Here is a 25,058-nt window from a genome sequence, read left to right on the forward strand (position 1 = left end):
CGGAACCCGGCCGTGTCCCGTCGGAACCCCGGCCGGACCTCGCATCCTATGTCGCGGGAATGTGCCGCTCCGCGCCGAGGAAGCGCCGGGCCGCGCTCTCCCAGGCCGCCCGGTCGCCGGACGGCTCGTACCGCCGGAGTTCGAGCGTGCCCCGGAGCAGCGCGCGCAGGTCGGCGAGGTCGCCGCGCACGGCGCCGGCGGTACGCGCCTGCACCAGTACGTTGCCGAGGGCGGCGGCCTCGGCGGGGCCCGCGACGACGGGCAGTCCGCAGGCGTCCGCGGTGAGTTGGCACAGCAGTGTGTTGTGCGCGCCGCCCCCGACGACGTGCGCCGTGCGCACGGTACGGCCCGCGAGCCGCTGGGCGTCGTCGAGGGCGCGCCGGTGGGCGTGGGCGAGGGAGTCGAGCACGCAGCGGGTGGTCTCGGCCGGGGTCACCGGGACGGGGGCGCCCGCCCGGCGGCAGGCGTCGGCGATGCGGCGGGGCATGTCACCGGGGGCGAGGAACGCGGGGTCGCCGGCGTCCACGAGCGTGCGCAGGCCGGGCACGTCGGCCGCCTCGCGCAGGAGGCGGTCCAGCCGCTGCGGCGCTCCCTGGGCCTCCCAGGCGCGCAGGCATTCCTGGAGCAGCCAGAGCCCCATGATGTTGCGGAGGTAGCGGACCGTGCCGTCGACGCCCAACTCGTTGGTGAAGTTGGCCTCCCGGCTCTCCTCGGTGAGCACGGGAGCGCGCAGCTCCAGGCCCGCGAGCGACCAGGTGCCGGTGGCGATGTACGCGAAGTCCTCGCCGGACGCGGGCACGGCGACGACGGCGGACGCGGTGTCGTGGGAGCCGACGGCGGTCACCGGTACGGGGCCCGCGAGGCCGGTCTCGGCGAGGACGTGGGGCAGCAACTCCCCGGCCGGGTCGCCTGGTTCGCGCAGGGGCGCGAAGAGCGTCAGGTCGATGCCGGCCGCGTCGGCGACCTGCCGGGACCAGTACCGGGTGAGGGGGTCGAGGAGTTGGGTGGTGGAGGCGTTGGTGAGTTCGGTGCCGGCGACGCCGGTGAGCCAGTGGGCGATGAGGTCGGGGACGAGGAGCAGGCGGTGCGCGGCTTCGAGCGCGGCGCTGCCGCGGGCGGCGGTGAGTTGGTAGAGGGTGTTGAACGGCAGGTGCTGGAGGCCGGTGGCCGCGTACAGGTCGCGGGGCGGGAGGACGGCCGCCAGTTTCGCCGCCTCGCCCTCCGTGCGCGGGTCGCGGTAGTGGACGGGGTTGCCGAGCAGCGCGCCGGACGCGTCGAGCAGGCCGTAGTCCACGGCCCAGGAGTCGATGCCGACGCTCGCGAGGGGTCCTGACGTGTGCGCGCCCGCGGCCCGCAGGCCGTCGAGCACGCCCCCGTACAGGGACAGGATGTCCCAGTGCAGTGTGTCCCCCGTCCGCACGGGGCGGTTGGGGAAGCGGTGGGCCTCGTGGAGGCGCAGGGTGCCCGCGCCGCGGTCGGAGGCCTGGGCGGCCATGACCCGGCCGCTGGAGGCGCCGAGGTCGACGGCCGCGAAGGTGGGGAGTTCGGGGAGGGACACGGGCGTACCTCGTCGGTCGGCGGGGTGGGTCAGGGGTGTCGCTCCCCGCGCGTCACCGCAGGAAGGCCGCCGCGACCCCGGCGTCGACCGGGATGTGCAGCCCCGTGGTGAGGCTCAGGTCGCCGCCGGTGAGGACGAAGACGGCGCCGGCCACGTGCTCGGGCAGGACTTCGCGCTTGAGCAGGGTGCGCTGGGCGTAGAACTCGCCGAGCTTGTCCTCCGCCACGCCGTAGACGGCGGCGCGCTGGGCGCCCCAGCCGCCCGCGAAGATGCCCGAACCGCGCACGACACCGTCGGGGTTGACTCCGTTGACGCGGATGCCCAGTCCGCCCAGTTCGGCGGCGAGCAGCCGGACCTGGTGGGCCTGGTCGGCCTTGGTGGCGGAGTAGGCGATGTTGTTGGGTCCGGCGAAGACCGCGTTCTTGGAGGTGATGTAGACGATGTCGCCGCCGAGGCGCTGTTCCGTCATCAGCCGGGCCGCCTCGCGCGAGACGAGGAACGAGCCGCGGGCCATGATGTCGTGCTGGAGGTCCCAGTCGGCGGCGGTGGTCTCCAGCAGGGGCTTGGAGAGGGAGATGCCGGCGTTGTTGACGACGAGGTCCACCCCGCCGAAGGCGAGCGCGGCGGCGGCGAACGCCGCCTTGATCTGCTCCTCGTCGGTGACGTCGACCGTGACGGCGACGGCCCGGTCCGCGCCGCCCAGCTCCTCGGCGACGGTCGCGGCGCCCTCCGCGTCGCGGTCGGCGACGACCACGCAGGCGCCTTCGGCCACCAGCCGGTGGGCGACGGCCCGTCCGATGCCCGAACCGGCGCCGGTGACCAGGGCGACCCGGGTGGCGAGGGGCTTCGGCGCGGGCATCCGGCGCAGCTTGGCCTCTTCCAACTCCCAGTACTCGATGCGGAACTTCTCGGACTCCTCGATGGGCGCGTACGAGGACACGGCCTCGGCGCCGCGCATCACGTTGATGGCGTTGACGTAGAACTCCCCGGCGACGCGGGCGGTCTGCTTGTCCTTCCCGAAGGAGAACATGCCGACGCCGGGCACCAGGACGATCGCCGGGTCGGCGCCGCGCAGGGGCGGCGAGTCCGGGGTCGCGTGCCGTTCGTAGTAGGCCCGGTACTCCGCGCGGTAGGCCTCGTGCAGGGCGGTCAGCCGCTCCTTCACCTGTTCGGGCGGTGCGGTGGGGGGCAGGTCGAGGACGAGCGGGCGGACCTTGGTGCGCAGGAAGTGGTCGGGGCAGGAGGTGCCGAGGGCCGCGAGCCGGGGGTGCGCGGCGCGCGCGAGGAAGTCGAGGACGGTGTCCGTCGCCGTCCAGTGGCCGACCTGCGGCCGGTCGGTGGAGGCCAAGCCCCTGAGCTGCGGGGCGAGTTCAGCGGCTCGCGCGCGCCTCTCGTCCTCGGGCAGCGGCTCGTACCCGTCGAGTACGGGTCCGAAGGGCTCGGCGACGCCCTGGGCGGCGAGGAAGGCCTCGGCGGTGCGGATGATGTGGAGGGAGTTGTTCTCGCACTCCTCCGAGGTGTCGCCCCAGGCCGTGATGCCGTGGCCGCCGAGGACACAGCCGATCGCGCGCGGGTTGGCCTCCTTGACGGCGGCGATGTCGAGGCCGAGTTGGAAGCCGGGGCGCCGCCAGGGGACCCAGACGACGGTGTCGCCGAAGCACGCGGCGGTCAGCTTCTCGCCGTCGGCGGCGCAGGCGAGGGCGATCCCGGAGTCGGGGTGGAGGTGGTCCACGTGGGCGGCGTCGACCAGCCCGTGCATCGCGGTGTCGATGGACGGGGCGGCGCCGCCCCTGCCGTGGAGGCAGTGGTCGAAGGCGGCGACCATCCCGTCCTCGCGCTCGACCCCCGGGTAGGCGCCGACCAGTTGGCGGAGCCGGTCGACCCGCAGGGCGGCCAGTCCCCCGGCGGTGAGGGTGCCCAGGTCGCCGCCGGAGCCCTTGACCCACATCAGTTCGACGGCGTCGCCGGTCACGGGGTCGGGGGCGGATCCCTTGGCCGAGGTGTTGCCGCCCGCGTAGTTGGTGTTCCTCGGGTCCGCGCCGAGGCGGTGCGAGCGGGCGATCAACTCGGCTGCCGCGGGGTGGAGTGGGGGCTGGTCGGTCATCATGTCCCTCGGTGGGTGGGCCACTGCGGTGTACGGGGGTCGGGGGCGGGCCGGGTCGCTCAGGCGCCCCAGCCGGCCGCGGTGCCGCCGACCCGCTCGGCGACGATCTTCTCCCCGTACCCGGAGGCGTGGTAGGCGGCCACCGGGTCGGCGTCCGCGCCCAGTTCGGTCCGTACCTCCGCCACCAGGGGGCGTACGTCGGTGTTGAAGGCGTCCATGAGCACGGCGTGGGCGGCCAGGACGTCACCGGCGCGCTGCGCCGCGGCCAGCGCCTCCGCGTCCACCAACAGGGCCTTGGCGGTGGCCTCCTGGACGTTCATCACCGAGCGGATGACCGCGGGGATCTTCTCCTCGATGTTGTGGCACTGGTCGAGCATGAAGGCGGTGTCGGGGGTGAAGCCGCCGCCGCGGATGACCTCGTACATGATCCGGAAGAGCTGGAACGGGTCGGCCGCCCCGGCCATCAGGTCGTCGTCCGCGTAGAAGCGGGAGTTGAAGTCGAAGCCGCCGAGCTTCTTCTCCCGGAGGAGGACGGCGACGATGAACTCGATGTTGGTGCCCGGCGCGTGGTGGCCGGTGTCGACGACCACCTGGGCCCGGGGGCCCAGTCGCAGGCAGTGGGCGTACGCGGTGCCCCAGTCAGGGACGTCCATCGTGTAGAAGGACGGCTCGAACAGCTTGTACTCCAGCAGCATCCGCTGATCGTCGCCGAGCCGCTCGTACACCGCCGACAGCGCTTCGGCCAGGCGGCCCTGGCGCGCCGAGATGTCGTCCTGGCCCGGGTAGTTGGTGCCGTCGGAGAACCAGAGCTTGAGGTCACGCGAGCCGGTGGCGTCCATGACGTCCACGCAGTCCAGCAGGTGCGCCAGCGCCTTGCGGCGTACCGCCGGGTCCGGATGCGTCACGGACCCCAGCTTGTAGTCGTCGTCCTGGAAGACGTTGGAGTTGATCACACCGACCCGTACGCCCAGGTCCCGGGCGTGCGCGCCGAGCGCGGCGTAGTCGTCGACCCGGTCCCAGGGGATGTGCAGTGCCACCGAGGGGGCCACGCCCGTGTGGGCGTGCACCCGGGCGGCGTCCGCGAGCTTCTCCTGCGGGGTGCGCGGCACGCCGCGCTGCGCGAACACCTTGAACCGCGTGCCCGAGTTCCCGAACGCCCAGGACGGCGTCTCGACGGCCTGCGACTTCAGCGCCGCCTTCACAGCGGACACGGCGGATCGACCCGTCATCTCTCAGCGCTCCCGTGGTGCGGACGTGTGGTGCGAGTCCCGGCGCCCCCCGGCGTGCGAGCCGGGAGGTGCCGTGAATCGTTTCATCGCGGCGAAGCTATGGGAGGGGTGAGGGTGTGTCAACCCTCCTCGCGGCGGGTTGCGCACACCGGACGGCAACTCACCGGACGGCCCGTCGTACGGCGCGAGATTGCGGGGCGCGCGCCCATTGACGCCGCTCCCCCGCGCCGTCTAGCTTCCCAACAACCTCGTTGAAACCTTTCACCGAGGAGCGCGCGACCGGTCCCCGCCGCGGAGCCGTCCTGCGTGTCGCACCGGCCGTACGGCGCGTCTGCCCTGCCATCGTCGTTCCTGCCGCCGCCGACCCCGGGCCCGGTCCACCACGCCGAAGGAGCCGCCATGACCGTCCGTACCCCCGCTGTCGCCCGCAAGCCCCGGATCGGGCTCGTCGCGGGCGGACTCGGCGCGTACTGGCCGCAGTTCCCCGACCTCCTCCCCCAACTCCGGCGCTCCGCCGCCCGGGTCACCGAACGCATGCGGGAGTTCGACGCCGAGGTCGTCGACGTCGGTTTCATCTCCGACGCGCGGGAGGGCGCCGAGGCGGCGGAGAAACTCCGGGCGGCCGACTGCGACTTGATCGTCGGCTTCCTCACGACGTACATGACGGCGAGCATGCTCGTACCCGTCGCCCGCCGCGCCGACGCGCCCGTCCTGCTCATCAACCTCCAGCCCGCCCCGTCCATGGACCACGCCTCGTTCGACACCGGTCAGTGGCTGGCGTACTGCGGGGCCTGCCCGCTGCCCGAGATGGCCAACGCCTTCGAGCGGGTGGGGGTGCCGTTCCGCTCGGTGTCCGGGTACCTGGAGGACGAGCGGGCGTGGCGGCGCATCGGCCGGTGGATCCGGGCGGCGGGCGTACGGTCCGTGCTGCGCCACGGGCGGCACGGCCTGATGGGGCACCTGTATCCGGGGATGTACGACGTCTCGACCGACCTCACGATGGTCACCGGGAATCTCGGGGGCCACATGGAGGTCCTGGAGTTCGACGACCTGAGGGTCAGGGTGGAGGGGGTCGGGGACGGCGAGCTGGCGGCGAAGCTGGACGAGACCCGCGCGGTGTTCGAGCTGGCCGACTCGGTGGTCGAGGAGGACCTGCGCTGGGCCGCGAAGGTGGCGGTCGGGCTGGACCGGCTGGTCGAGGACTTCGACCTCGACTCGCTCGCGTACTACCACCGCGGCCTGGACGCCGAGATCCACGAACGGCTCGGCGCGGGGATGATCCTCGGCGCGTCGCTGCTGACCGCGCGCGGGGTCCCGGCGTGCGGGGAGTACGAACTCCGCACCTCGCTGGCCATGTTGATCGCCGACCGGCTCGGCGCGGGCGGCTCGTTCACCGAACTCCAGGCGCTCGACTTCACCGCGGGGGTGGTGGAGATGGGCCACGACGGGCCGGGGCACCTGGCGATCAGCGAGCACAGGCCGCTGCTGCGGGGACTCGGCGTGTACCACGGGAAGCGCGGCTGGGGGGTGTCGGTCGAGTTCGACGTACGGCACGGGCCGGTGACGCTGGTGGGCCTGGGGCAGACCCGTGACGGGCGCTACCGGCTGGTCGCGGCCGAGGGCGAGGTGGTGCCTGGGCCGCTGCTGGAGATCGGCAACACCACGTCGCGGGTCGACTTCGGGTGCGACCCGGGCGAGTGGACGGACGCGTGGAGCGGGAGCGGCGTCGGGCACCACTGGGCGCTGGCGACGGACGGCCTGCTGGCGGAGCTGCGGTGTGTGGCGGGGCTGACGGGGCTGGAGCTGGTGGAGGTGGCGGTCTGAGGGAGGGCGGGGTCGGGGGCGGTCCGCTGTCCGCTGTCCGCGCGGGGCGGTCAGGGCAGTACGGCGGTGGTGGCCCGTACCGCCTGCACGGACCGCCTCGGCTTTGCCGGCCCCACCGGCTCCCCTGGTCCCACCGCCTCGCCCGACCGCGCCGACCTGCGTAGCCGGGCGGCGTCCTGGCTGGGCGGGGCGCCGAACTGGCGTCGGTACTCCCGGCTGAACTGCGAGGAGTTGTCGTAACCGACCCGCTGTCCCACCCCGGTGACGTCGTTGGGGTGGGTGGCCAGCAGCAGCCGGGCCTCCTGGAGCCGGATCTGCTTCTGGAACTGGATGGGGCTCATCGCCGTCACCACCTGGAAGTTGCGGTAGAAGGCGGAGACGCTCATGCCGGACAGCCGCGCCACGTCCTCGACGCGGAACGGCTGGGTGTAGTGCTCCCGGATCCAGCGCACCGCCCGCGCGACGTGGCTCAGGCTGCTGTCGGCCAGGCCGAGTTGACGGACGATGCCGCCCTGCTCGCCGGTGATCAGGCGCCACAGGATCTCGCGCTTGACGAGGGGCGCGAGCACCGCGCGGTCGCGCGGCTCGTCGATCAGGCGCACCAGCCGGATCACGGCGTCGAGCAGGTCGTCCGGCGCGTCGTTGACGGCGATGCCGGGCAGCGCGCTCCCGCCGGCCCGGGGGATGTCACCCGGGCCGGCCAGCAACAGCAGCTCGGCGACGGCGGACGGCTCCAGCGTGAGCCCGAAGCCCACGGCCGGGTGCTCGGGGCTCGCGCCGACGAAGTGGCCGGTGACGGGCAGGTCGACGGACGTGACGAGGTACTGGCCGGCGCCGTAGTCGTAGACCCGCTCGCCCAGCGCGAGGCGTTTCGAGCCCTGGGCGACGACGGCCAGGACCGTGCCGGACATCGACACCGACGGCGGGTCCGACCGCTCGACCTTCGAGATGAGTACGCCGTCGATGGGCGTGGTCCAGTCGGGCCGCGCGTGCCGGAGCAGCAGGGTGCGGAGCTCGTCGAGGTGCATGCCTCCATTGCAGCACAACAGTCGCCTCGCTCTCCTGCGAAGGAGAGGATCGTGCAAGCCGTTGAGAGGATCTCTCTATCATCTGCGCAGCTCACAGCGCTTCAATGGAGTCACCACCTCACCACTCCTCCCCTCCGGAAGTAGGACCCTGTGATCGCCACCTACGGATTCAACGCCACCTTGACCGCCAGGCCCGGCAGGGGCGACGAGCTGGTCGACGTCCTGCTGACCGGCCTGGACGAGGGCAGCCCCGGCGCGAGCGAGCACTGCGTCGTCTACCTCGTCTGCCGTTCGGCGGCCGACCCGGACGTCGTGCACGTCACCGAGGGGTGGACCAGCGAGGAGGACCACCACCGGGCCTTCGCCGGGGAGGCCGCGCAGGCCATCGTGGCGCGGATCGCGGGCATGCTGGCCGGGGAGTCCGCGTACACGGACTACGTACCGGTACGCGGCAAGGCCGCCTTCTGACCCCGCCGCCCACCTCGCCCGACTCCCGTCCTTCTCGCCCCGCTCCTGTCCGCCTCGCCCCACCTCCGTCCGCCTCAGGCCACTCCCACGCAAGGAACCCGCCATGACGCTCCCCCGCCCCGACATCGATCCCGAACTGCGCACGCTGATGGCGGACATGCCCCTCATGTCCGAGCTCACCCCGGAACTGCTGCGGCAGTTCCCCTCGGCCCCGGTCGACGCGCTCCTCGAAGGCCGGAAGGTCGAGCGGCGCGAGGTCACCGCGCCGGGCGGGGACGGTACCCGGATCCCCCTGTCGGTCTTCACCCCGACCGGTCCCGCCTCCACCCCCGTCGCCCCGCCCACCGGGGCGCCGTGTGTCTACTGGGTGCACGGCGGCGGGATGGTCATGGGGGACCGCTTCGCCCAGCTCGACATCCCGCTGGAGTGGCTGGACCTGTTCGGCGCGGTTGTTGTCTCCGTGGAGTACCGGCTGGCACCCGAGGCCACCGGCACGGCCCTGGTGGACGACTGCTACGACGGCCTGCTCTGGGTGGTCGAACACACCGAGGAGCTGGGTGTGGACCCCGCCAGGATCGTCGTCGCGGGCGCCAGTGCCGGTGGGGGCCTCGCCGCCGGGCTCACGCTGATGGCCCGCGACCGGGGGACCCCGGCGATCGCCGCCCAGATGCTGATCTACCCGATGCTCGACCACCGCAACGTCACCACGTCCAGCCGCCAGTACGCGGGCGGGCCCGGGGTCTGGACCCGCGAGATGAACGCGTTCGGGTGGCGGTCCGTCCTCGCCGGCCTCCCCGACGAGGAGGTGCCGGGTTACGTCTCCCCCGCCTGCGCGGACGACCTGTCCCGCTTGCCGACGACGTACATCGACGCCGGCTCGGCCGAGGTGTTCCGCGACGAGGACGTCGCGTACGCGGGCCGCATCTGGGCGGCGGGGGGCCAGGCGGAACTGCACGTGTGGGCGGGCGGGTTCCACGGGTTCGACGCGCTGTACCCGAAGGCCCAGGTCGCGGAGGCGGCCCGGCGCGCTCGTACCCACTGGCTCACCCGCGTGCTCGACGCGTCGTCCGACGCATAGCCGTCGTCCGACGTACAGCGGCGACCACCGCGGCCCGAGAACCCCGCTTGCCTCGCACAGGGACAGGGACTAGCCTGAACTAGTCACTGAAACTGACTATCCATTCCGGTGACCACCCGGGACGGCGAAGCGATGCGCACCCTTCGAGGAGAAGCAGACATGTCCGACAGGTCGAAGTTCCTGGAGTTCCTCACGGCCGACAACGCGGCCGTCGTCATGGTCGACCATCAGGTCGGCCTCTACAGCGGCGTGCGGGACACCGGGCTCCTGGAGCTGAAGCACAACGTGAGCGCCCTGGCCCGGGCGGCTCGGGCGCTCGGGGTCCCGATCGTGGTCACCACGACCGCGGCCGACAGCATGTGGGGCCCGCTCGTCCCCGAACTGGCCGACGCGCTGCCGGAGGGGACGGACGTCATCGACCGGAGTTCGGTCAACGCCTGGCGCGACAGCCGGGTCCGGGCCCGGATCGAGGCGACCGGCCGCCGGAAGCTGATCTTCACCGGCATCTCGCTGGAGGTCTGCGCCGCACTGCCCGCCCTCGCCGCCACGGCCGACGGTTACGACACGTACGTGGCCGTCGACGCCTCGGGGACGTTCTCGCAGACCAAGCGGGAGGCCGGCATCGCACGCCTCCAGCAGGCCGGGGTGATCGTCAGCGACTACGCGACCCTGATGGTCGAGATCCTCGACGACAACGCGTCGCCCGCCGCCGGTGAGGTCTACGCGGCCTTGGACATGCCGTTCGCCGTACTGGTGGGCCAGATGTCGGCCGCGTACGCCAAAAACACCTGACACCGGCCCGGCCGGTCTACCCGGCCGCGCCGGAATCGGCGTCCCGCGCCGCACGCTCCAGCCGGCCCCGGTAGTCCTGCCACCACGCCTTGTCGCCGGGCGGCATGCCGGCGTTCCCCGCCGACATCCCGACGGCTCCGTCGACAAGCTCCCGGACGATGTCGGCATGGCCCGCGTGCCGTTGGCTGTCGGCGATCACACGCACGCAAACCTGGTGCAGCGTCACCCGCGCGCGCTCCTCGGGCCACCACCGCACGTGCCCGACGGCGTCGAGCGGCAGCGTGGCGATCGTGCTGTCCGAGTGCTTCCACACGTCGCGGTAGAGCCCCACGATCTGCTCGCGGGACTCGTCGGCGGTGGCCCACATGTCCGCGCCCGGCTCGGCCCCTTCCGCGTACCAGGACGGCGGCCGCTCGAAGAACGGCCGTCCGAACGTCTCGCCGAAGTAGCCCGCTTCCACGCCGGCGACGTGCTTCACGAGCCCCAACAGGTTCGTTCCGGTCGGGGTCAGCGGGCGGCGGATGTCGTACTCGGAGAGCCCGTCGAGCTTCCACAGCAAGGCTTCGCGGGCGGCTCGCAGATAGTGGAGGAGGTCGTCCTTGGCGCTCGACTCGATCATGCGGACCAGTCTCGCACCCGCCACTGACAACGGGCCGGGAGCGCGACCGCCGCCCCTGTGCGACCGGCCGGCGACCTCGCCGCTCCTAGGAGGCGTCGGGGCGCGGATGGCTCCTCTGGTGCTCCGTCACATCGGCCAGGACGGCCTTGAACTGGGCGAAGGCCTCATGGCCGACGCGGTCGGCGTGCCGTTCCTGGAGGTCGGCCATGATCTGGTCGGCGGCGCGCATCTGGCTCAGGCCGCGCTCGGTGGGAGAGATGAGCTTGGCGCGGCGGTCGGCGGGGTCGGGGCGCCGTTCGACGTAGCCGAGGCCTTCGAGTTCGTCGATCATCGTGCCGATCACCTGCTTGTGCTGACCGGACAGCCGGGACAGCTCGGTGGCCCGCACCCCGCCGGCATCGAGGTAGGCGAGCACGGCGCCGTGCCGGGGGTGCAGATCGTCGAACCCCCGCGCCGCGAGGGTCGCGAAGAGCTCACGCTGCACCGCGAACAACAGCCGCCCGGCGAGGACCCCGAGGTCCGGGTCCAGCCGGTTCCTCTGCTCACGAGTGACCACCGGAAGATCCCCTCGTCACGCTCGGGCCACCGCTGACGGCGGCGGCCCTCCACTGCTATTCCACGGTTGATAAGAAACGTAGATTATCACGAGCATTGACTACTCGGAAGGTCGGGAAGGTGATGCGAACGATCAGGTCAGGACGATCGGGTTGGAGAGCGCGGCCGCGTGCCCGTCGGGGTGGCGGATCTCGACGCGCACGAAGGACGAGTCCTCCGCCCTGGTCCCCCACCGGACCTCACCCCGCGTGCCGCCCGGGAGAGACGCACGGTGGGCCTTCCCCCGATCCGTGTGGAAGCTGACGCTCCCGCTCGGCACCCCGCTCACCGCCACCTTCACGTCGACCCGCCCACCCCGGGTCGCGAGCCGCTCCCCCACCCCGGCGACGCGACCGCCGGCCTCGGCCGTGAACAACAGATCCACGTCCGCCGACCCGGCGATCCAACTGCGCCCCGACCGGATTCCGGCCAGGATCGCCTCCGTACCCAACTCCTCGGCGAAGACAACGGTGTGAGGAATGCCGATCTGCCCCTCCAGGTGCGTGTCACTGTTCCCCATCGCCGCCCGCCACGAGCCCGTCCGGACACCGGCCGCGAGACCCCGCCCCCACTCCGCCAGGGCGGCCTCGTTGTCGGCGTTCCAGGGGCGGTCCGAGGTCCACGCTCCGTTCCACACCTCCACCACGTCGAAGTCCCCGAACGGGAACATGAAGTCGCCCGACGGATACGGCGCATGCGGATGCGCGGCCACGCACAGGCCCCCCACCCGGTGGACCTGCTCCACGTACCGTCCCACCGACGCATCCCTGACCTGGTGGTTCCAGTCGACGACCTGGCCGGGTTCGATGCCGAGCGCGAGCCAGTGGCCGGTCTTCGTGGTCACCTCCTCACCGAGGACGATCAAGAAGTCGTCGGCGGCGAGATGCCCCCACGAGCCGGGCGCCGCGGGCGAGTTGTGCTCCGTCGTCGCCATGAAGTCGAGCCCGGCGGCGCGGGCCCGGACGGCCAGCTCCGCAGGGTCGAGTTCCCCGTCCGAGTGGACGGAATGGACGTGGCAGTCACCGCGGTACCAGGCCGCTCCGCGCCCCACGGCCCGTACCGGCGGAAAGCTCGAACTCGACAAGGTCATCCCCTCCAAGCCCCGTGGACCCTGTGGACCGCGTGGAACCGAGGCGCTCGTACGACGCCGTCCCCATCGTCCCCCGCGCGCACGGAAACCTGTTGCGGTGGCTTGGGGTGGGCCGTTAGCTTCCGGCTGGTCGCGGGGCGGTGCGGGAAGCAGCAGACGAAGGGAGTCCGGCGTGGAGATCGGGGGCGTACGGACCGATCGTTTGGGGCTGTTGCTCGGTCAGTTCGACCAGGCCAGGGAGATGGCCCAGGTACGGCTGGCCGGGCTCGGCGACGAGGAGTACCTGTGGGAGCCGGTAGCCGGGTGCTGGTCGATCCGGCGTCGCGGCGAGGCTGTGACGCCCAGGGCGTTCGGGCCGGGTGAGTGGGTGCTCGACAAGGGGGCCCCGGAGATCCCGGCGAGCGAGTACGCGGAGGTGGCCCGGCAGGCCGCCGGTGGGATGTCGGTCGCCAAAATCGCCGATGACTGGAGTGTGAGTGTCGAGCGGGTCGAGGAGGTCCTCGCGCACACCGGTGAGCCGGAGCCCGACGACGTACCGGTCACCACCATCGCGTGGCGGCTGGCCCACCTGCACGTCAACTTCGCGGGCCAATGGGAGTGGACCTTCGGCGAACGACGCGCGGATCCGAGGCAGTTGGTGGACTTCACCCCTTCCCCGCCTTGGCCCTCGACCGGTTCTGGGCGGTGATCGACCGCTGGCGCGAGAGTGTCGGCGCGGTCACCGAGGAACAGCTCGACACGGTGGGCTTCTCGCGGTACCCGTACGGCTCCGACCCCGACGACCCGTACGCGGCCGTGCTGGCGGGGGCCAACCTGGAGTTCATCCACCACATGTCCGAGATCGCCCTGCTCCGCGACCTGTGGAGGACCCGCGCGGGCGCCGTGGGGTAGACGCGGGCGACAGCGACGGTGAACGGCGAGGACCCGCTGAACGTGATCCCCGTCTTGAACAGCCCTGCCACGGAGGCTCGTTGAGGGTACCGGTGAGAACGGCTGCCTCTACGACCGACAGGCGGCCTTCACCGCGTGGTGGCGGGCTCGTCGAGGAAGCCGAGCAGCACCGCGGCTTCCGCCCGCAGGCGCGCCGCCCGGTCGGCGTGGGCCGGGGCCGTCAACTGCGCCGCGGCTTCGAGCCGTTCGGCCGCCTCCGCCCGTACGATGTCCACCACACCGCCCTCGCTCAGCTCCTGCCGGGCCACCTCCGCCGCGCCCGCGCCGACCGGGGACTGCTCGATGGCCATACCGCGGAGTTGAGACTCATCCGCCGGTACGGCCTCGGCGTTGTCCAGCACGCCGAGTGTCGCGCGCAGGGCGCTCACCGCGGCCTTGTCACGGGCGCGCATCGCTTCCGGCAGAGCCTGGCGCATGCGAAGACGTAGAGACATGCCGGTGACCCTATGACGGCGCTTCCGGACCCCACAACACGGTTTCCCCGCAGCAGGCAGCGAGGTGGGGCGGGACCGAGGCCGGGTCCGGCCGCGTATGACCCAACTCGACATTAGCGGCCGCATTCTGCCCGCGTTTCCCGCATGAAAACCTCCTCATTTCCGAGGCGTTTCCAGGTGTGGGACGAACAAGCCCGGGCACCCGCTTCTCCGAAGGGCAATCACCGAACACGATGACGCTCTTGCAAGGTATGTACCGCCGATCGAGGAGCCTTTTATGAGCGACAACATGTGGGGATACCAGCCGACGGTCGGCCACACCGCGGGCAACACCCTGACCGGTTACAAGGTCGAGGCGAGCGACGGAAGCATCGGCAAGGTCGACAAGCACTCCGACGAGGTCGGCTCGTCCTACCTGGTCGTCGACACAGGTGTCTGGATCTTCGGCAAGCACGTCCTGCTGCCGGCCAGCACCGTCACGCGGATCGACACCGCGGAAGAGACCGTCTATGTCGACCGGACGAAGGCGGAGATCAAGGACGCCCCCGAGTTCGACAAGGACAAGCACCTCGGCGATTCCGCTTATCACGAGCAGGTCGGCGGGCACTACGGCAAGCACCGCCGCGTCTGACACTTCGACTCCCGACGGGGGCCGCCCGGAGCCTATTCGCTCCGGGCGGCCCCCGTCCGCGTGCGCGATTAATGATTTCGGGCGCCCATTCGGAATCAATGGCACGTTGCACGCGACAATTGACGCAGGGCAGGCACAGGCAGCCTGTGCAGATCAGACTGTACAACCCAGCCTGCATGTTCTAGTGTCCCTTACATGAATCAGAGCCCGCGCCTCTCCCCCTCCGCGGTCCAGGCGTCACGCGAGGTGCGTACGGTCATCGGCCGCCTCCGCCGCCGCATCCTCAGAGCCGCCGGGGCCGAGGACGTCACGTTCGGGCAGGCGTCCGTCCTGGGCCGTCTGTCCGACAAGCCCGGCGTCACGGCCAGTGAGCTCGCGGCGGCCGAGGGCGTACGGCACCAGTCGATGACCACGACCGTCACGTCGCTGGCCGCGCTGGGGCTGGTGGAGCGGCATCCCGACCCCGAGGACGGGCGCCGGCTGCTGATCGCGCTGACCCCCGAGGGGCAGCGGCGGGTCGAGGTGGGGCGGCAGGCCCGGCAGGAATGGCTCGCCGGTGAGCTCCAGGACCGCTGCACCGAGGAGGAACGGCGGGCGGTGATCGCCGCCATGACCGTACTGGAGCGCCTGACGCATGACTGAGCAGAAGACAGTGGGGCCCGCCAGGACGGCGGGGGCGGGCTTCGACCGCCGGCTGCTGCCGCCGATGATGCTGGGCTCGATCCTCAACCCGATCAACTCGACGATCATCGCCGTCACCCTCATCCCGATCGGGGACGCCCTGGGCGCCCCGCCCGCGCAGACCGCGTGGCTGGTCTCGGCCCTCTATCTGGCCACCGCCCTCGGACAGCCCGTCGTGGGCCGGCTCATCGACATCTTCGGGCCGCGCAGGCTCTTCCTCGTCAGCACGAGCCTGGTCGGCGTGGCCGGTGTGATCGGCACCCTGGCGCCGAATCTGGGGGTGCTGATCGGGTCGCGGGTCCTGCTCGGGTTCGGCACCTGCGCCGGGTACCCCGCCGCGATGGCGCTGCTGCGCAGCGAGGCGAGACGTACCGGGCAGGACAGTCCCGGCGGCGTACTGACCGCCCTGGCCGTCACCAACCAGACCATCGCCGTGATCGGCCCGCTGCTGGGCGGTCTGCTGGTCGGGCTCGGCGGGTGGCGCTCGACGTTCGCGTTGAACGTGCCGCTGGCCGTCGCGGCCGTACTGCTGGGACTGTTCCGGCTGCCCAAGGAGACCGCCGCCGCGCGGTCCTCGGAACGCGGGCGCCTCGCCGAGCGGCTCGATCTGCCCGGCATGGCGCTGTTCGCCGCGATGCTGGTGTCGTTGCTGTTGTTCCTGATGAACCTGCATCTGCGTGACTGGTACCTGCTGGCGATCGCCGCGGCGGCGAGTGTCGCTTTCGGGGTACGGGAGTTCCGGGCCGCCACCCCGTTCATCGACCTGCGGGTGCTGGGCGGCAACACCCCGCTGCTGGTCACCTACGGGCGGGCGCTGGTCGCGTACGTCGTCTCGTACTCCTTCCTCTACGGGTTCACGCAATGGACCGAGGAAGGCTTCGGGCTGTCGCCCTTCCACGCCGGGCTGGTGCAGATCCCGATGTTCCTGGTGGCCATCGGGGTCTCGATCCTCTCCGGGCGGCGCGAGGGCGTGCGCGGGAAGCTGCTCGTCGGCGGGGTCGGGCAGGTGATCGCGTGCCTGGTGATGCTGACGCTGACCGGGAGCAGCCCCGTGTGGATGCTGGTACTGGTCGCCCTGATCTTCGGCCTCCCCCAGGGGCTGAACAGCCTCGCCCTCCAGAACTCCGTCTACTTCCAGGCCGATCCCGAGCGCACCGCGTCGTCGGCCGGCCTGCTGCGCACCTTCGCGTACGTGGGCTCGATGGTCGCCTCCTCCACCACGGCAGCGTCCTTCGGGCAGCGCGCGGACACGGGCGGCATGCACCACCTCGCCTGGATCATGCTCGGCGCGGGCGCGATCTACCTCCTCCTGACGCTCTTCGACCGCGCGCTGGGCCGTTCCTTCGGCGATGCGTGAACCGGCGGTGCGTGGGTTCTCGGGCGGCGGGGCGAGGTCACGACGGTCGAGGGGTGGGGGTGTGGCCGTGGGCGTGATCGTGCGGGTGGCCGTCCGTGCTCCCGTCGCGCAACCAGTGGTCGAGCGCGACGAAGTCCGTGTCGGTGAGGCCGATCATGGCATCGACCCGGTGGAGGAGGGCGCGCCCCGGGTGGTGCCCGGCCACCCACGCACGATCGAGGTCGGTGATCTCGTCGTCGACCCAGACGAACGCGCGTCCGGCCGCCAGTTCGACAAGCGCCCGGGTCTTCCAGTGCAGCCGACCCACCTCGTCCTCCTCCGGCGCGTCCGGCAGTTCCACGACGGGCAGTTGGGGCAGCCCGAGCAACGGGGCGATCACTACGTTGGCGTCGGTCATCCAGGCCGTGGCCCACATCAGCGCACAGGGCAGCGCGAGCAGGCGCGGCCCGTGCGCGCGGTCGATCTTCGCCAGCTGGGGATTCCCCGTGTCCTGCCACTCGTCCCATCCGTCGGGGCTCGCCGGAAGCCGCGCTCCGCCGTACGGCAGGAGCGTGCCGTCGACGTCCAGGAAAAGGAGTGGGGACTCGGACTCCCTGTCGTCAGTCATGAAGGCACACTAACGGCGCGTTAACCGGATCGAACATCGTCGTGGGGAGCGCGCGGAGGCCGCATGCCCGGTCCCTGGCCTGGGAAGCGACGTTCACGAACTGCCCGCGATCGGCCGTGACGGGACCTGGTCCGGCGCGTTTCGTGGGTACCCGCCTCGTACACCGGAAGAGAAGGCATCCACGTGACACCTGTCCCCGTGCCCGCCCTGCCCGCGCGATCCGATGTCCGCGCGCTTGTCGAGGACTACCTCGCGCGCCACCCGGCCGAGCGGGTCCCTCTTCGGCCCCTTCTCGCCGTGCTCGACGCGGCGGCCGAGCCCACGAGCCGCGCGACGCTGCCGGGGCACGTGACGTGCAGCGCCGTGGTGGTGGACCGGAACCGGCGGATCCTGCACGTCCGCCGCCGGGCCACCGGCCTGGTGCTGCCCCCGGGAGGCCACGCGGAGCCGGGCGATCGCACCCTCCTCGCCACGGTCCTGCGCGAGGTGGCCGAGGAGACCGGAATCAGGCCCGGAGCCCTGTGCCTGACGGCGCGGTACCTGGGTACGCCGATCGACATCGACGTCCAGGAGGCCGCCCCCGACCCGCTTCGCGGCGAGAGCGCCCACCGGCACTACGACGTCCGCTTCGTCCTCTGCCTGGCCGACGACGAACCGCAGCCTCTCGCGCTGGACGACGCGGGGGTCCCCCACGCCCAGTGGCGCGCCTTCGCGGACGTCACCTCCCCGAGCCTGCGCGCGAAGCTCCTGGCCGCCGAGGACCACGGGATCGACGGGGTCGACAGAGGCGACGCGGGTGACGGCCTCGACGGACTGCCCCGACCGGTCAACGCCTCCGCCCTGATCCACGACAACTCGGGCCGCTACCTGCTCCACCTGCGCGACAACTACCCCCACATCTGGGAGCCGGGCGCCTTCGCCCTGCTCGGAGGCGGCCGGGAGCCGGACGACAAGTCGCTGGAGGAGACGCTCCTGCGCGAACTCGCCGAGGAGGTACCGGAGTTGCGCCTGTCCGACCTGACGCCGTTCGCCGTGGAAAGGGCGACGGGCGTCGACGGCCTGTGCCTCCCGGTCCAGGTCTTCGCCGGTCGCTGGAACGGCGACCCGGACAGCCTCACCCTCAACGAGGGCGTCCTGCTCCGCTGGTTCGCGCCCGACATGCTGCACCGGCTGCGCCTGCACCCCTCGACGATCGCCCTCGTGCACCGACACGCGGCCCAGACGGACCCGCCCGAACGGCCCATCGACGCCTAGACGGTACGCGACCTCGTCCAACGTGACCGAGAAGGTCCACCGGGTCTGCCCTGGTGCACTCCCCCGGATACCGTGAGGGTGAACGTGGACGGTCAGGTGGAGGGGTGGGGGTTGTTGTGGCCGAGTTCGAGGTGCCTGGGCCGGAGCCGGACTGGAAGAGTGCTCCGTCGTACCAGGGCGGCAATCGCAATCCCGCGTTCCAGGCGAGCGTGTGGAGGTACGCGGCCGACTCATTCCGTCTGGTGGCGGGGCTGAGGCCGCCGTTGGGGGCACTTGCGGCCCGTTTGCGGCTGACGTCGAGCGTGGCTGGGAAGACCTGGGCTATGTCGATGCCGCCATGTTCCGCATCCGGCGTGTGGACTTCGCCCTCAGCCGGCTTGAGGGGAGCCCCGATCCGAGTACGTTCGTGTGGGTGGGGCGGTCGGAACAGGACGTCGACGCGGCGCTGGGCATCCTGCTCGACGCGCTCGGCATCGGCCGTGACGCGCTGAGTTTCCGCTGTGACGAGGAGACCGGCTTCCACTACTTCGACGGCTCGCCGCTGTAGGCGGCCCTGTCGGAGCCGGGTGCTAGCTTTCGGCGGAATGCACCGGGCTGGTACGCCAGGCCGGTCTGCCGGGCCGATCTGTGGGGAGAGTCGTGGGCGTGCGTGCGGTGGAGCGGGTTCTGTCGGAGGAGTGGCAGGGCTACGTCACGGATACGGACCACGACCCCGAGGACGTGGCCGAGGCCGTCGCCCCGTTCGGCCTGGAATGGCCGGGGCTCGCGCCCGTCGTGCCCGGGCCGTGGGCCGATGCCGACGCGCCGGCGCTGAAGGTGCTGGCGGAGGTGGTGGAGTGGCAGCGGCGTCAGCACGCGGAGTGCGCGGGTGACGAGGCGCGCGGTGTCTTCGGCGGCCAGGAGGAGTTCGCCCTGCGCCGTCCGTACCGCAGCGCCGAGATACCCGCCCTGTTCGAGGAGCGCGGCCCGGGGTTCGCCTTCCCCTACGACGCCTCCGACCTGGTCGCCGTCCTGGCCTCCTGGGAGGAGCGCTTCGGCACCCGTCTGGTGGGCCTCGCCCCCCACCGCCTGATCGTCTCGGTGGCGGCGCGGGTGCGGACGATCGCGGAGGCGGAGCGTATCGCCGTCGAGCACTTCGCCTTCTCGCCCGACACCATCGTCCAGGACGACGACGAGGTCCTGTCCGCCCACGCGGCCAACCAGGTCCTGGGCCGCGACGTCTGGTCCTTCTGGTGGGACTGAACCCGGCCCGCGCGACCGCGTCCCCGCCGCCGTCCCTCCTCGGCGTGTTCGCCCACCCCGACGACGAGTCGCTCCTCTCCGGCGGAGTCCTCGCCCAGCACGCGGCGGGCGGCGCGCGTACGGGAGTTGTCACCACCACCTGGGCCCCCACCGGTCACCGGTCCGCCGAACTCGCCGACGCCCTCGGCGTCCTCGGCGCGGGCGCACCCCGCATGCTCGGATACGGGGACGCACGCGACAACGCGTCGGCCCCAGGACGCCCGCGGCTCCTCGACGCCCCGCTGGACGAGGTCATCGCCCGACTGGTCGCGCAGGTACGGGAGTTCCGCCCCGCCGTCGTGATCACCCATGACGCTCTGGGGCAGTTGACCGGCCACCCCGACCACCGGCACACCCACCGGGTGGCCCTGCTCGCGGTGGAGGCCGCCGCGTACGCGCACCTCTACCCGGAGGCCGGCGCGCCCTGGCAGACCGGCGCCCTCTACTCGGCCACCCACCCGCACTCCGGGGTCGGTGGTCTCGGGCCGCTGCTGACCAGGGTCGGCAAGGCCGTGCTGAGCACTCCCGACGCGTACGCCACCGTGACCGTCGACGTGGCGGCGTGGCTCGACCGGAAGTGGGCGGCGATCCGGGCGCATCGCAGTCAGGTGGCGGGAGAGCGGCCCCTGCCCGGGATCCTGTCCCGCCTCGGGCAGGAGGCGCGGGACAGGATTCTCGGTACGGAGTACTACACCCGCCCGAGCCTCACCCCTCCCCCGGCCGGTACGGGGCAGGGGCGGTTGACGGCCTGAGTCAGCGGACCTTGACGAAGACCGGGTTCGAGTAGAACCACAGGTCGTCCCACGGGCTCTCCTTGCCGTCCGCGAGCGGTTCGGCCTCGTCCGTGCTCGTGCCGCGCACGCGGGCGTAGAGGTCGGCCTCCACGTCGCGCAGGGTGTGCCGGATGACGTACTCCTTGCCCTCCCTGCGCCAGTCGCGCGGGCCGAACCGCGCCACCACCTTGGTTGTCGGGTTGGTGTCGGTGTCGAGGCTGGCGCTCGGGCCCGTGACGCGGCCCGTGATCAGGTCGACGCGGCGGACCTCCGGGCGGTCGCCGTTGGCGTTCTTGCCCTCCAGGGGGCGGAACCTGATCTCGATCTCCACGTCCGTACGGTTGCGGCGGCTCACGGTGAGCGTCTCGCCCACCGACGCCTCGTTGCCGCGGTTGCTCGCGCTGACGTCGAGGCTGGTGATCAGGTCGCCGGTGCCCACCCAGATCCGCCCGTTGCGCAGGCCGTCCATGATGTCGGCGTAGTCCTGCCTGGCCAGCACGTGGGTCTTGCTGTACTCGCCCGGCCAGAAGTCGGAGCCGCCGCGCGTCCAGTGCACGTGCGAGTCGGAGGTCGCGGTGATCCACCAGTGGCGGCCCTCACCGAGCAGCGAGTCCCAGACGCCGCCGAGGCGCGCCGTCATCTGGTCGAAGCCGCCGTGGGTCGGGTAGTTGCCGTACCCGCCACGCGCGCCCCCGTTGAGCGGCCCCGCCTGGTGGCCCGGGGCTCCCTCGAAGCCGACGTAGATGTCCGGCGCGGCGTTGTTGCCGTTACGGAACTCGCGCGGCGTGTCCTGTCCGTACACGCCGAGGCCGGTCGCCGACCGCGAGGTGTGGTGGGCGATCACCAGCGGCTTGCGCCGCATGTCCTTCGCGGCCTTCAGGAACTCGACCATCTTGGCCTCGGTGTCGCGGCCCGGGTCGGCGGGGAAGGGGTCGTTCTTCGCGAAGCGGCTCTCCAGCTCGTACAACTGCTGTGCCTCGTCGGCGTGGTGAGGGATCATCAGCGTGTGGTGGTCGAGCGCGGGCGCGTCGAACTCCATGCCCCAGAACTGGAGCACACCGGGCACCAGCAGGCGGGACCGCAGCAGGTCGGGGTAGGCCTGCTCCAGGTTCACCTTGGAGTGCGTCGGGCCGCCGTGGTCGGTGCACATCACCCAGCTGAGGCCGAAGTGCTTCGCCATGATCGCGTTGGTGACGATCGGGTAGACGGCGTCGCCGCCCTTGATGAACTTCGGCGGGTTGGTCGACGTGTCGAACGAACCGCTGTACTCGGAGTGCACGTGGTGGTCGCCGGCCCGCCACACCCGCTTGCCGGAGTCGCCGTGCCCGCCCTGGTCGCGGCTGTTGTCGTCGGCCGCGGCCGGCCCGGCGGCCGCGAGCGGGCTCGCCGCCGCCAGCGTTGCCCCGACGCCGGCGTACTTGACCAACCGGCGGCGCGAGATCGCCGAGAACTCCGGGTCCTGGCCGTTCCTGTTCTTCACGATGAGGCCTCTCGTTCAACTACTGGGGGGCAACACTGGGGGGCAACGAGGAGTCTCGGGTGGCCAATCGAACGGAACATGAACAACGTTCGCGTCGATCGAGAACAACACCTCCCGGTCCGTGCTTGGGGCACCGTTGAACTGTGCTTTACCTCCGGGGGCGCTCCCGGGCACGCCCCCGCCGACCCGACCGGCGACACAAGGTAACGTGAGCGTCACTGTGCGAAGTCGGTCGGAGCATCTCCGTGAGTACGGCACCTGGGTGGTCACCCTGGTGCTGGCGGCTCTGGCCGCCGTGTTGCTGGGCGCGTGCGACAGCGGCGGCCATCACCGGCTGCTCGACCCGCCCGTCGCCCGTACGACCGTCTCGGCGTCGGACGGGTCAGCGTCGGACGCCTCGGACTTCCGGTCGGGGTGCGGCGACCCGGATCCGTCCTGCGCGCCCGTGGTGGAGCACCATCTCGCCGCCCAGCCGGACCAGTTCCGCCCCCTCGCGGCGCTCCCCCCGACGGTCGGCGGCCGGTGGTCCGGGACCACGGTCCCCTGGTGTGCCGGAACCCCACGGCGCGGGCCACCCGACGGCGGAGGTCGGGACGTGCTGAGCCGGGTGTGCGTGTCGAGGACGTGACCGGGCCGGACCGCTCCGTCGTACGGCGGTCTCCCGCCGCCCGGCGAGCGGTCGGCCGTCCCCGAACGCTCCTCCCCCGGGGCCGCCGTCGTGCCCCGGGCCGCACGAAAGACATCCGCCCGATGACCGGACTCTCCCTGCCCGTCCCGCCCCTCACTCCGATCAGCACCACCGCTCCCACCACCCCTCCCCCGCGCAGCGTCCTGGGCGCCGTCGGCAACACGCCCGTCCTGTGGGTCGACGAACCCTTCGCGGCCTCCCCCGCCGGGTTCTGGGCGAAGCTCGAAGGGTTCAACCCCGGCGGCATCAAGGACCGCGCCGCCCTGTACATGGTCGACCGCGCCCGGGAGCGCGGTGACCTCCTCCCCGGCGCGCCCGTCGTGGAGTCGACCTCCGGGACGCTCGGCCTCGGCCTGGCACTGGCCGGGGTCCTCCTCGGCCATCCGGTGCACCTGGTCACCGATCCCGGCATGGAACCCCTCATGCGGCGGATGCTCACCGCCCACGGAGCCACGCTGTACGTCGTCGACCGGCCCCACCCGGAGGGCGGTTGGCAGGAAGCGCGCCGCCGGAAGGTCGCCGCGCTCCTGTCCGCGCACCCCGGGGCATGGAGCCCGGACCAGTACCACAACCCGGACAACGTGGCCGCGTACGCCGGACTCGCCGACGAACTGGCCGGTCAACTGGACCACATCGACGTACTGGTGTGCGCGGTAGGCACCGGCGGCCACTCCGCCGGGATCGCCCGGGGCCTGCGCGAGCGGATGCCCGCGATGCGGCTGGTCGGGGTCGACACCATCGGCTCGACGATCTTCGGCCAGCCCGCCAGGACCCGGCTGATGCGCGGCCTCGGCTCGTCCATCCACCCCCGCAACGTCGACTACGGCGCCTTCAGCGAGGTCCACTGGGTCGCCCCGGCCGAGGCGGTCTGGTGCGCCCGGCGCCTGGCCGCGCGGCAGTTCGCCACCGGCGGATGGAGCGTGGGCGCGGTCGCGCTGGTGGCCGGCTGGCTGGCCCGTACACAGCCGGAAGGGACCCGGATCGCCGCCGTCTTCCCCGACGGGCCGCACCGCTACTTCGACACCGTCTTCAACGACGACTACTGCCGCGCCCACGGTCTCCTCCTCACCGAGGAACCCACCGGCCCGCGCACACTCGCCAGTCCCGATGAGGCCGAGGTGTCGGCGTGGGCCCGATGCGGTACGGTCACCGACCCCTTGGCGGCCCCCGGGAGCACCCGGGCGACTCCGACGGTGAGGGGAGACCGGCCGTGAACTCCCTCTGGCGCCAGGCGCGTTCCTTCGACACCACGGTCCAACTCCTGCTGGTGAACCAGCTCGCCATCAACCTGGGCTTCTACATGCTCATGCCCTATCTGGCCGTTCACCTGTCGGGCACCCTGGTCCTCGGTGCCTGGGCGGTCGGGCTGGTCCTGGGCCTGCGCAACCTGTCCCAGCAGGGCATGTTCCTCGTCGGCGGCCTGCTCGCCGACCGGTTCGGCTACCGCCCGCTGATCGTCGCGGGGTGCGCGCTGCGTACGGTCGGCTTCGCCGCGCTCGGCGTCGTCGACAGCCTGCCCGGCCTCCTGGCGGCGTCGGCCGCCACGGGTCTGGCCGGCGCCCTGTTCAACCCGGCCGTCCGCGCCTATCTCGCCGCCGGGGCCGGGGAGCGCCGGGTGGAGGCGTTCGCGCTCTTCCACGTCTTCTACCAGACCGGGATCCTGCTCGGTCCGCTCGTCGGACTGGCCCTGACGGCCGTGTCGTTCCCGGTCACGTGTGCCGTGGCGGCGGTGCTCTTCGGCCTGCTGACGCTGCTTCAACTGCGGTGGCTACCCGCCAGGAAGGGGGCGGCGGACCCGGCCGGGGCGACCTGGCGGGAGCAGGCCGGCGCGGTCCTGCGCAACCGGCCCTTCTGGCTGTTCGCCGCCGCGATGACCGGCTCGTACGTCCTGTCCTTCCAGATCTACCTGGCGCTGCCGCTGGAGACGACGCGCCTGGTGGGCGACGGTACGTACGGCACCGCGGCCACCAGTGCGCTGTTCGTCGTCTCGGGCCTGGTCGCGCTCGCGGGACAGATGCGCATCACCGCGTGGTGCGGGCGTACGTGGACGCCCCACCGCTGCCTGGTCGCCGGACTCGCCCTGATGGCGGCGGCGTTCCTGCCGCCGGCCCTCACGGCGGGCGCGGTGCCGGTGCGAGGCGGCTGGGAGGCCGCGCTCGCGCTCGTGCCGCTCCTGGCCTGCGCCGGGCTGCTGGCGGTGGCGACGGCGGTGCTGTACCCGTACGAGATGGACACGATCGTCGCCCTGTCCGGCGGCCGGTGGGTCGCGACCCACTACGGCCTGTACAACACCGTCTGCGGGGTGGGCATCACCGTGGGGAACCTGGCCACCGGGGCGGTCCTCGACGCGGGGCGCGACGCCGGTGCGGCCGCCCTGCCGTGGCTGGTGCTGGTTCTCGTCGGGGCGGGGTGCGCGGGCGCGGTGGCCGCCCTGGCCCGTAGCGGGAACCTCGGTGTGACCGCGGGGGCGGCGGTACGGGCGTGAAGGAGGGGGTTGGTACGCGGCGACCGTCGCGTACCAACCCCCTTGCTGCTGG

General features: G+C 72.1%; 24 protein-coding genes and 1 pseudogene. 15 read left to right on the forward strand and 10 right to left on the reverse strand.

The features are described from left to right. Positions 1 to 46: 46 nt before the first annotated feature. The 3 genes from HA039_RS01855 to rhaI are packed head-to-tail and all read right to left on the reverse strand — an operon-like array spanning position 47 to position 4,891. Positions 47 to 1,558, reverse strand: a complete 1,512-nt coding sequence (locus HA039_RS01855) for a rhamnulokinase (protein ID WP_279592810.1) — start codon at positions 1,556 to 1,558, stop codon at positions 47 to 49. A 52-nt stretch (positions 1,559 to 1,610) separates the two neighbouring features. Next, entirely contained in the window at positions 1,611 to 3,662 is a 2,052-nt protein-coding gene (locus HA039_RS01860) for a bifunctional aldolase/short-chain dehydrogenase (protein ID WP_167035974.1), read from the reverse strand. 59 nt (positions 3,663 to 3,721) lie between these two features. Continuing rightward, positions 3,722 to 4,891: an L-rhamnose isomerase gene (gene rhaI, locus HA039_RS01865; RefSeq protein WP_167022774.1), complete on the reverse strand. Its 1,170-nt coding sequence runs from the start codon at positions 4,889 to 4,891 to the stop codon at positions 3,722 to 3,724. A 399-nt stretch (positions 4,892 to 5,290) separates the two neighbouring features. Here rhaI and HA039_RS01870 point away from each other — a divergent pair, with 399 nt between their 5' ends. Continuing rightward, entirely contained in the window at positions 5,291 to 6,715 is a 1,425-nt protein-coding gene (locus HA039_RS01870) for an L-fucose/L-arabinose isomerase family protein (protein ID WP_167022777.1), read from the forward strand. A gap of 50 nt (positions 6,716 to 6,765) precedes the next feature. Here HA039_RS01870 and HA039_RS01875 read toward each other — a convergent pair whose 3' ends face one another. Beyond that, positions 6,766 to 7,743, reverse strand: coding sequence for an AraC family transcriptional regulator (locus HA039_RS01875; RefSeq protein WP_167022779.1), 978 nt, complete (start codon positions 7,741 to 7,743; stop codon positions 6,766 to 6,768). Positions 7,744 to 7,893: 150 nt separating this feature from the next. Here HA039_RS01875 and HA039_RS01880 point away from each other — a divergent pair, with 150 nt between their 5' ends. From HA039_RS01880 to HA039_RS01890, 3 genes are all read left to right on the forward strand, one after another. Next, on the forward strand, positions 7,894 to 8,211 hold the full coding sequence (locus HA039_RS01880) for a putative quinol monooxygenase (RefSeq protein WP_167022782.1): 318 nt from the start codon (positions 7,894 to 7,896) through the stop codon (positions 8,209 to 8,211). 103 nt (positions 8,212 to 8,314) lie between these two features. Beyond that, entirely contained in the window at positions 8,315 to 9,289 is a 975-nt protein-coding gene (locus HA039_RS01885) for an alpha/beta hydrolase (protein ID WP_167022785.1), read from the forward strand. 159 nt (positions 9,290 to 9,448) lie between these two features. Continuing rightward, on the forward strand, positions 9,449 to 10,081 hold the full coding sequence (locus HA039_RS01890; RefSeq protein WP_167022788.1) for an isochorismatase family protein: 633 nt from the start codon (positions 9,449 to 9,451) through the stop codon (positions 10,079 to 10,081). Positions 10,082 to 10,097: 16 nt separating this feature from the next. Here HA039_RS01890 and HA039_RS01895 read toward each other — a convergent pair whose 3' ends face one another. From HA039_RS01895 to HA039_RS01905, 3 genes are all read right to left on the reverse strand, one after another. Then, entirely contained in the window at positions 10,098 to 10,700 is a 603-nt protein-coding gene (locus HA039_RS01895) for a DinB family protein (RefSeq protein WP_167022791.1), read from the reverse strand. Positions 10,701 to 10,785: 85 nt separating this feature from the next. Further along, positions 10,786 to 11,256, reverse strand: coding sequence for a MarR family winged helix-turn-helix transcriptional regulator (locus HA039_RS01900; protein ID WP_167022794.1), 471 nt, complete (start codon positions 11,254 to 11,256; stop codon positions 10,786 to 10,788). Positions 11,257 to 11,388: 132 nt separating this feature from the next. Further along, positions 11,389 to 12,378 (reverse strand): CehA/McbA family metallohydrolase, encoded by a 990-nt coding sequence (locus tag HA039_RS01905; protein ID WP_243869026.1) that lies wholly within the window; start codon positions 12,376 to 12,378, stop codon positions 11,389 to 11,391. A 178-nt stretch (positions 12,379 to 12,556) separates the two neighbouring features. On the opposite strand from HA039_RS01905, the pseudogene HA039_RS01910 reads away from it, so the two are divergent. Further along, positions 12,557 to 13,275 (forward strand): annotated as a pseudogene (locus HA039_RS01910) (DinB family protein). Positions 13,276 to 13,403: 128 nt separating this feature from the next. Here the strand turns inward: HA039_RS01910 and HA039_RS01915 are convergent. Then, positions 13,404 to 13,727 (reverse strand): hypothetical protein, encoded by a 324-nt coding sequence (locus HA039_RS01915; protein WP_167035980.1) that lies wholly within the window; start codon positions 13,725 to 13,727, stop codon positions 13,404 to 13,406. 319 nt (positions 13,728 to 14,046) lie between these two features. On the opposite strand from HA039_RS01915, the gene HA039_RS01920 reads away from it, so the two are divergent. The 3 genes from HA039_RS01920 to HA039_RS01930 all read left to right on the forward strand — a co-directional run bounded on the left by HA039_RS01920 (position 14,047) and on the right by HA039_RS01930 (position 16,438). Next, entirely contained in the window at positions 14,047 to 14,400 is a 354-nt protein-coding gene (locus tag HA039_RS01920; protein ID WP_167022801.1) for a PRC-barrel domain containing protein, read from the forward strand. A gap of 195 nt (positions 14,401 to 14,595) precedes the next feature. After that, the gene (locus tag HA039_RS01925) at positions 14,596 to 15,042 is read left to right on the forward strand and encodes a MarR family winged helix-turn-helix transcriptional regulator (RefSeq protein WP_167022804.1); all 447 of its coding nucleotides are present in this window, start codon (positions 14,596 to 14,598) and stop codon (positions 15,040 to 15,042) included. Then, positions 15,035 to 16,438 carry an MFS transporter gene (locus tag HA039_RS01930; RefSeq protein ID WP_243869028.1) on the forward strand — a complete coding sequence of 468 codons (1,404 nt, stop codon included), beginning with the start codon at positions 15,035 to 15,037 and terminating at the stop codon, positions 16,436 to 16,438. Before HA039_RS01925 ends, HA039_RS01930 begins: the two co-directional genes overlap by 8 nt. Before the next feature lie 37 nt (positions 16,439 to 16,475). Here HA039_RS01930 and HA039_RS01935 read toward each other — a convergent pair whose 3' ends face one another. Continuing rightward, positions 16,476 to 17,045 carry an HAD domain-containing protein gene (locus HA039_RS01935; protein ID WP_167022807.1) on the reverse strand — a complete coding sequence of 190 codons (570 nt, stop codon included), beginning with the start codon at positions 17,043 to 17,045 and terminating at the stop codon, positions 16,476 to 16,478. Positions 17,046 to 17,228: 183 nt separating this feature from the next. Here HA039_RS01935 and HA039_RS01940 point away from each other — a divergent pair, with 183 nt between their 5' ends. From HA039_RS01940 to HA039_RS01950, 4 genes are all read left to right on the forward strand, one after another. Next, entirely contained in the window at positions 17,229 to 18,299 is a 1,071-nt protein-coding gene (locus HA039_RS01940; protein ID WP_243869031.1) for an NUDIX hydrolase, read from the forward strand. A gap of 412 nt (positions 18,300 to 18,711) precedes the next feature. Beyond that, positions 18,712 to 18,846, forward strand: a complete 135-nt coding sequence (locus HA039_RS34305; RefSeq protein ID WP_279592811.1) for a hypothetical protein — start codon at positions 18,712 to 18,714, stop codon at positions 18,844 to 18,846. 98 nt (positions 18,847 to 18,944) lie between these two features. Then, positions 18,945 to 19,541 carry a DUF4253 domain-containing protein gene (locus tag HA039_RS01945; protein WP_167022810.1) on the forward strand — a complete coding sequence of 199 codons (597 nt, stop codon included), beginning with the start codon at positions 18,945 to 18,947 and terminating at the stop codon, positions 19,539 to 19,541. Then, positions 19,538 to 20,332 carry a PIG-L deacetylase family protein gene (locus tag HA039_RS01950; protein ID WP_243869974.1) on the forward strand — a complete coding sequence of 265 codons (795 nt, stop codon included), beginning with the start codon at positions 19,538 to 19,540 and terminating at the stop codon, positions 20,330 to 20,332. The genes HA039_RS01945 and HA039_RS01950 overlap by 4 nt, the downstream gene beginning before the upstream one ends. A gap of 1 nt (position 20,333) precedes the next feature. Here the strand turns inward: HA039_RS01950 and HA039_RS01955 are convergent, their stop codons facing one another. Then, positions 20,334 to 21,833, reverse strand: coding sequence for a CehA/McbA family metallohydrolase domain-containing protein (locus tag HA039_RS01955; RefSeq protein ID WP_167022813.1), 1,500 nt, complete (start codon positions 21,831 to 21,833; stop codon positions 20,334 to 20,336). Positions 21,834 to 22,041: 208 nt separating this feature from the next. Between HA039_RS01955 and HA039_RS01960 the strand changes: the two genes are divergently transcribed. From HA039_RS01960 to HA039_RS01970, 3 genes are all read left to right on the forward strand, one after another. Beyond that, the gene (locus HA039_RS01960) at positions 22,042 to 22,461 is read left to right on the forward strand and encodes a hypothetical protein (protein ID WP_167022817.1); all 420 of its coding nucleotides are present in this window, start codon (positions 22,042 to 22,044) and stop codon (positions 22,459 to 22,461) included. Between the two features lie 122 nt (positions 22,462 to 22,583). Continuing rightward, positions 22,584 to 23,735 (forward strand): PLP-dependent cysteine synthase family protein, encoded by a 1,152-nt coding sequence (locus HA039_RS01965; RefSeq protein WP_167022820.1) that lies wholly within the window; start codon positions 22,584 to 22,586, stop codon positions 23,733 to 23,735. Then, complete coding sequence (locus tag HA039_RS01970) at positions 23,732 to 25,006, forward strand: MFS transporter (protein ID WP_243869033.1); 1,275 nt, start codon at positions 23,732 to 23,734, stop codon at positions 25,004 to 25,006. The genes HA039_RS01965 and HA039_RS01970 overlap by 4 nt, the downstream gene beginning before the upstream one ends. The last annotated feature ends 52 nt before the right edge of the window (positions 25,007 to 25,058 follow it).

The organism is Streptomyces liangshanensis (assembly GCF_011694815.1).
GTDB lineage: Bacteria > Actinomycetota > Actinomycetes > Streptomycetales > Streptomycetaceae > Streptomyces > Streptomyces liangshanensis.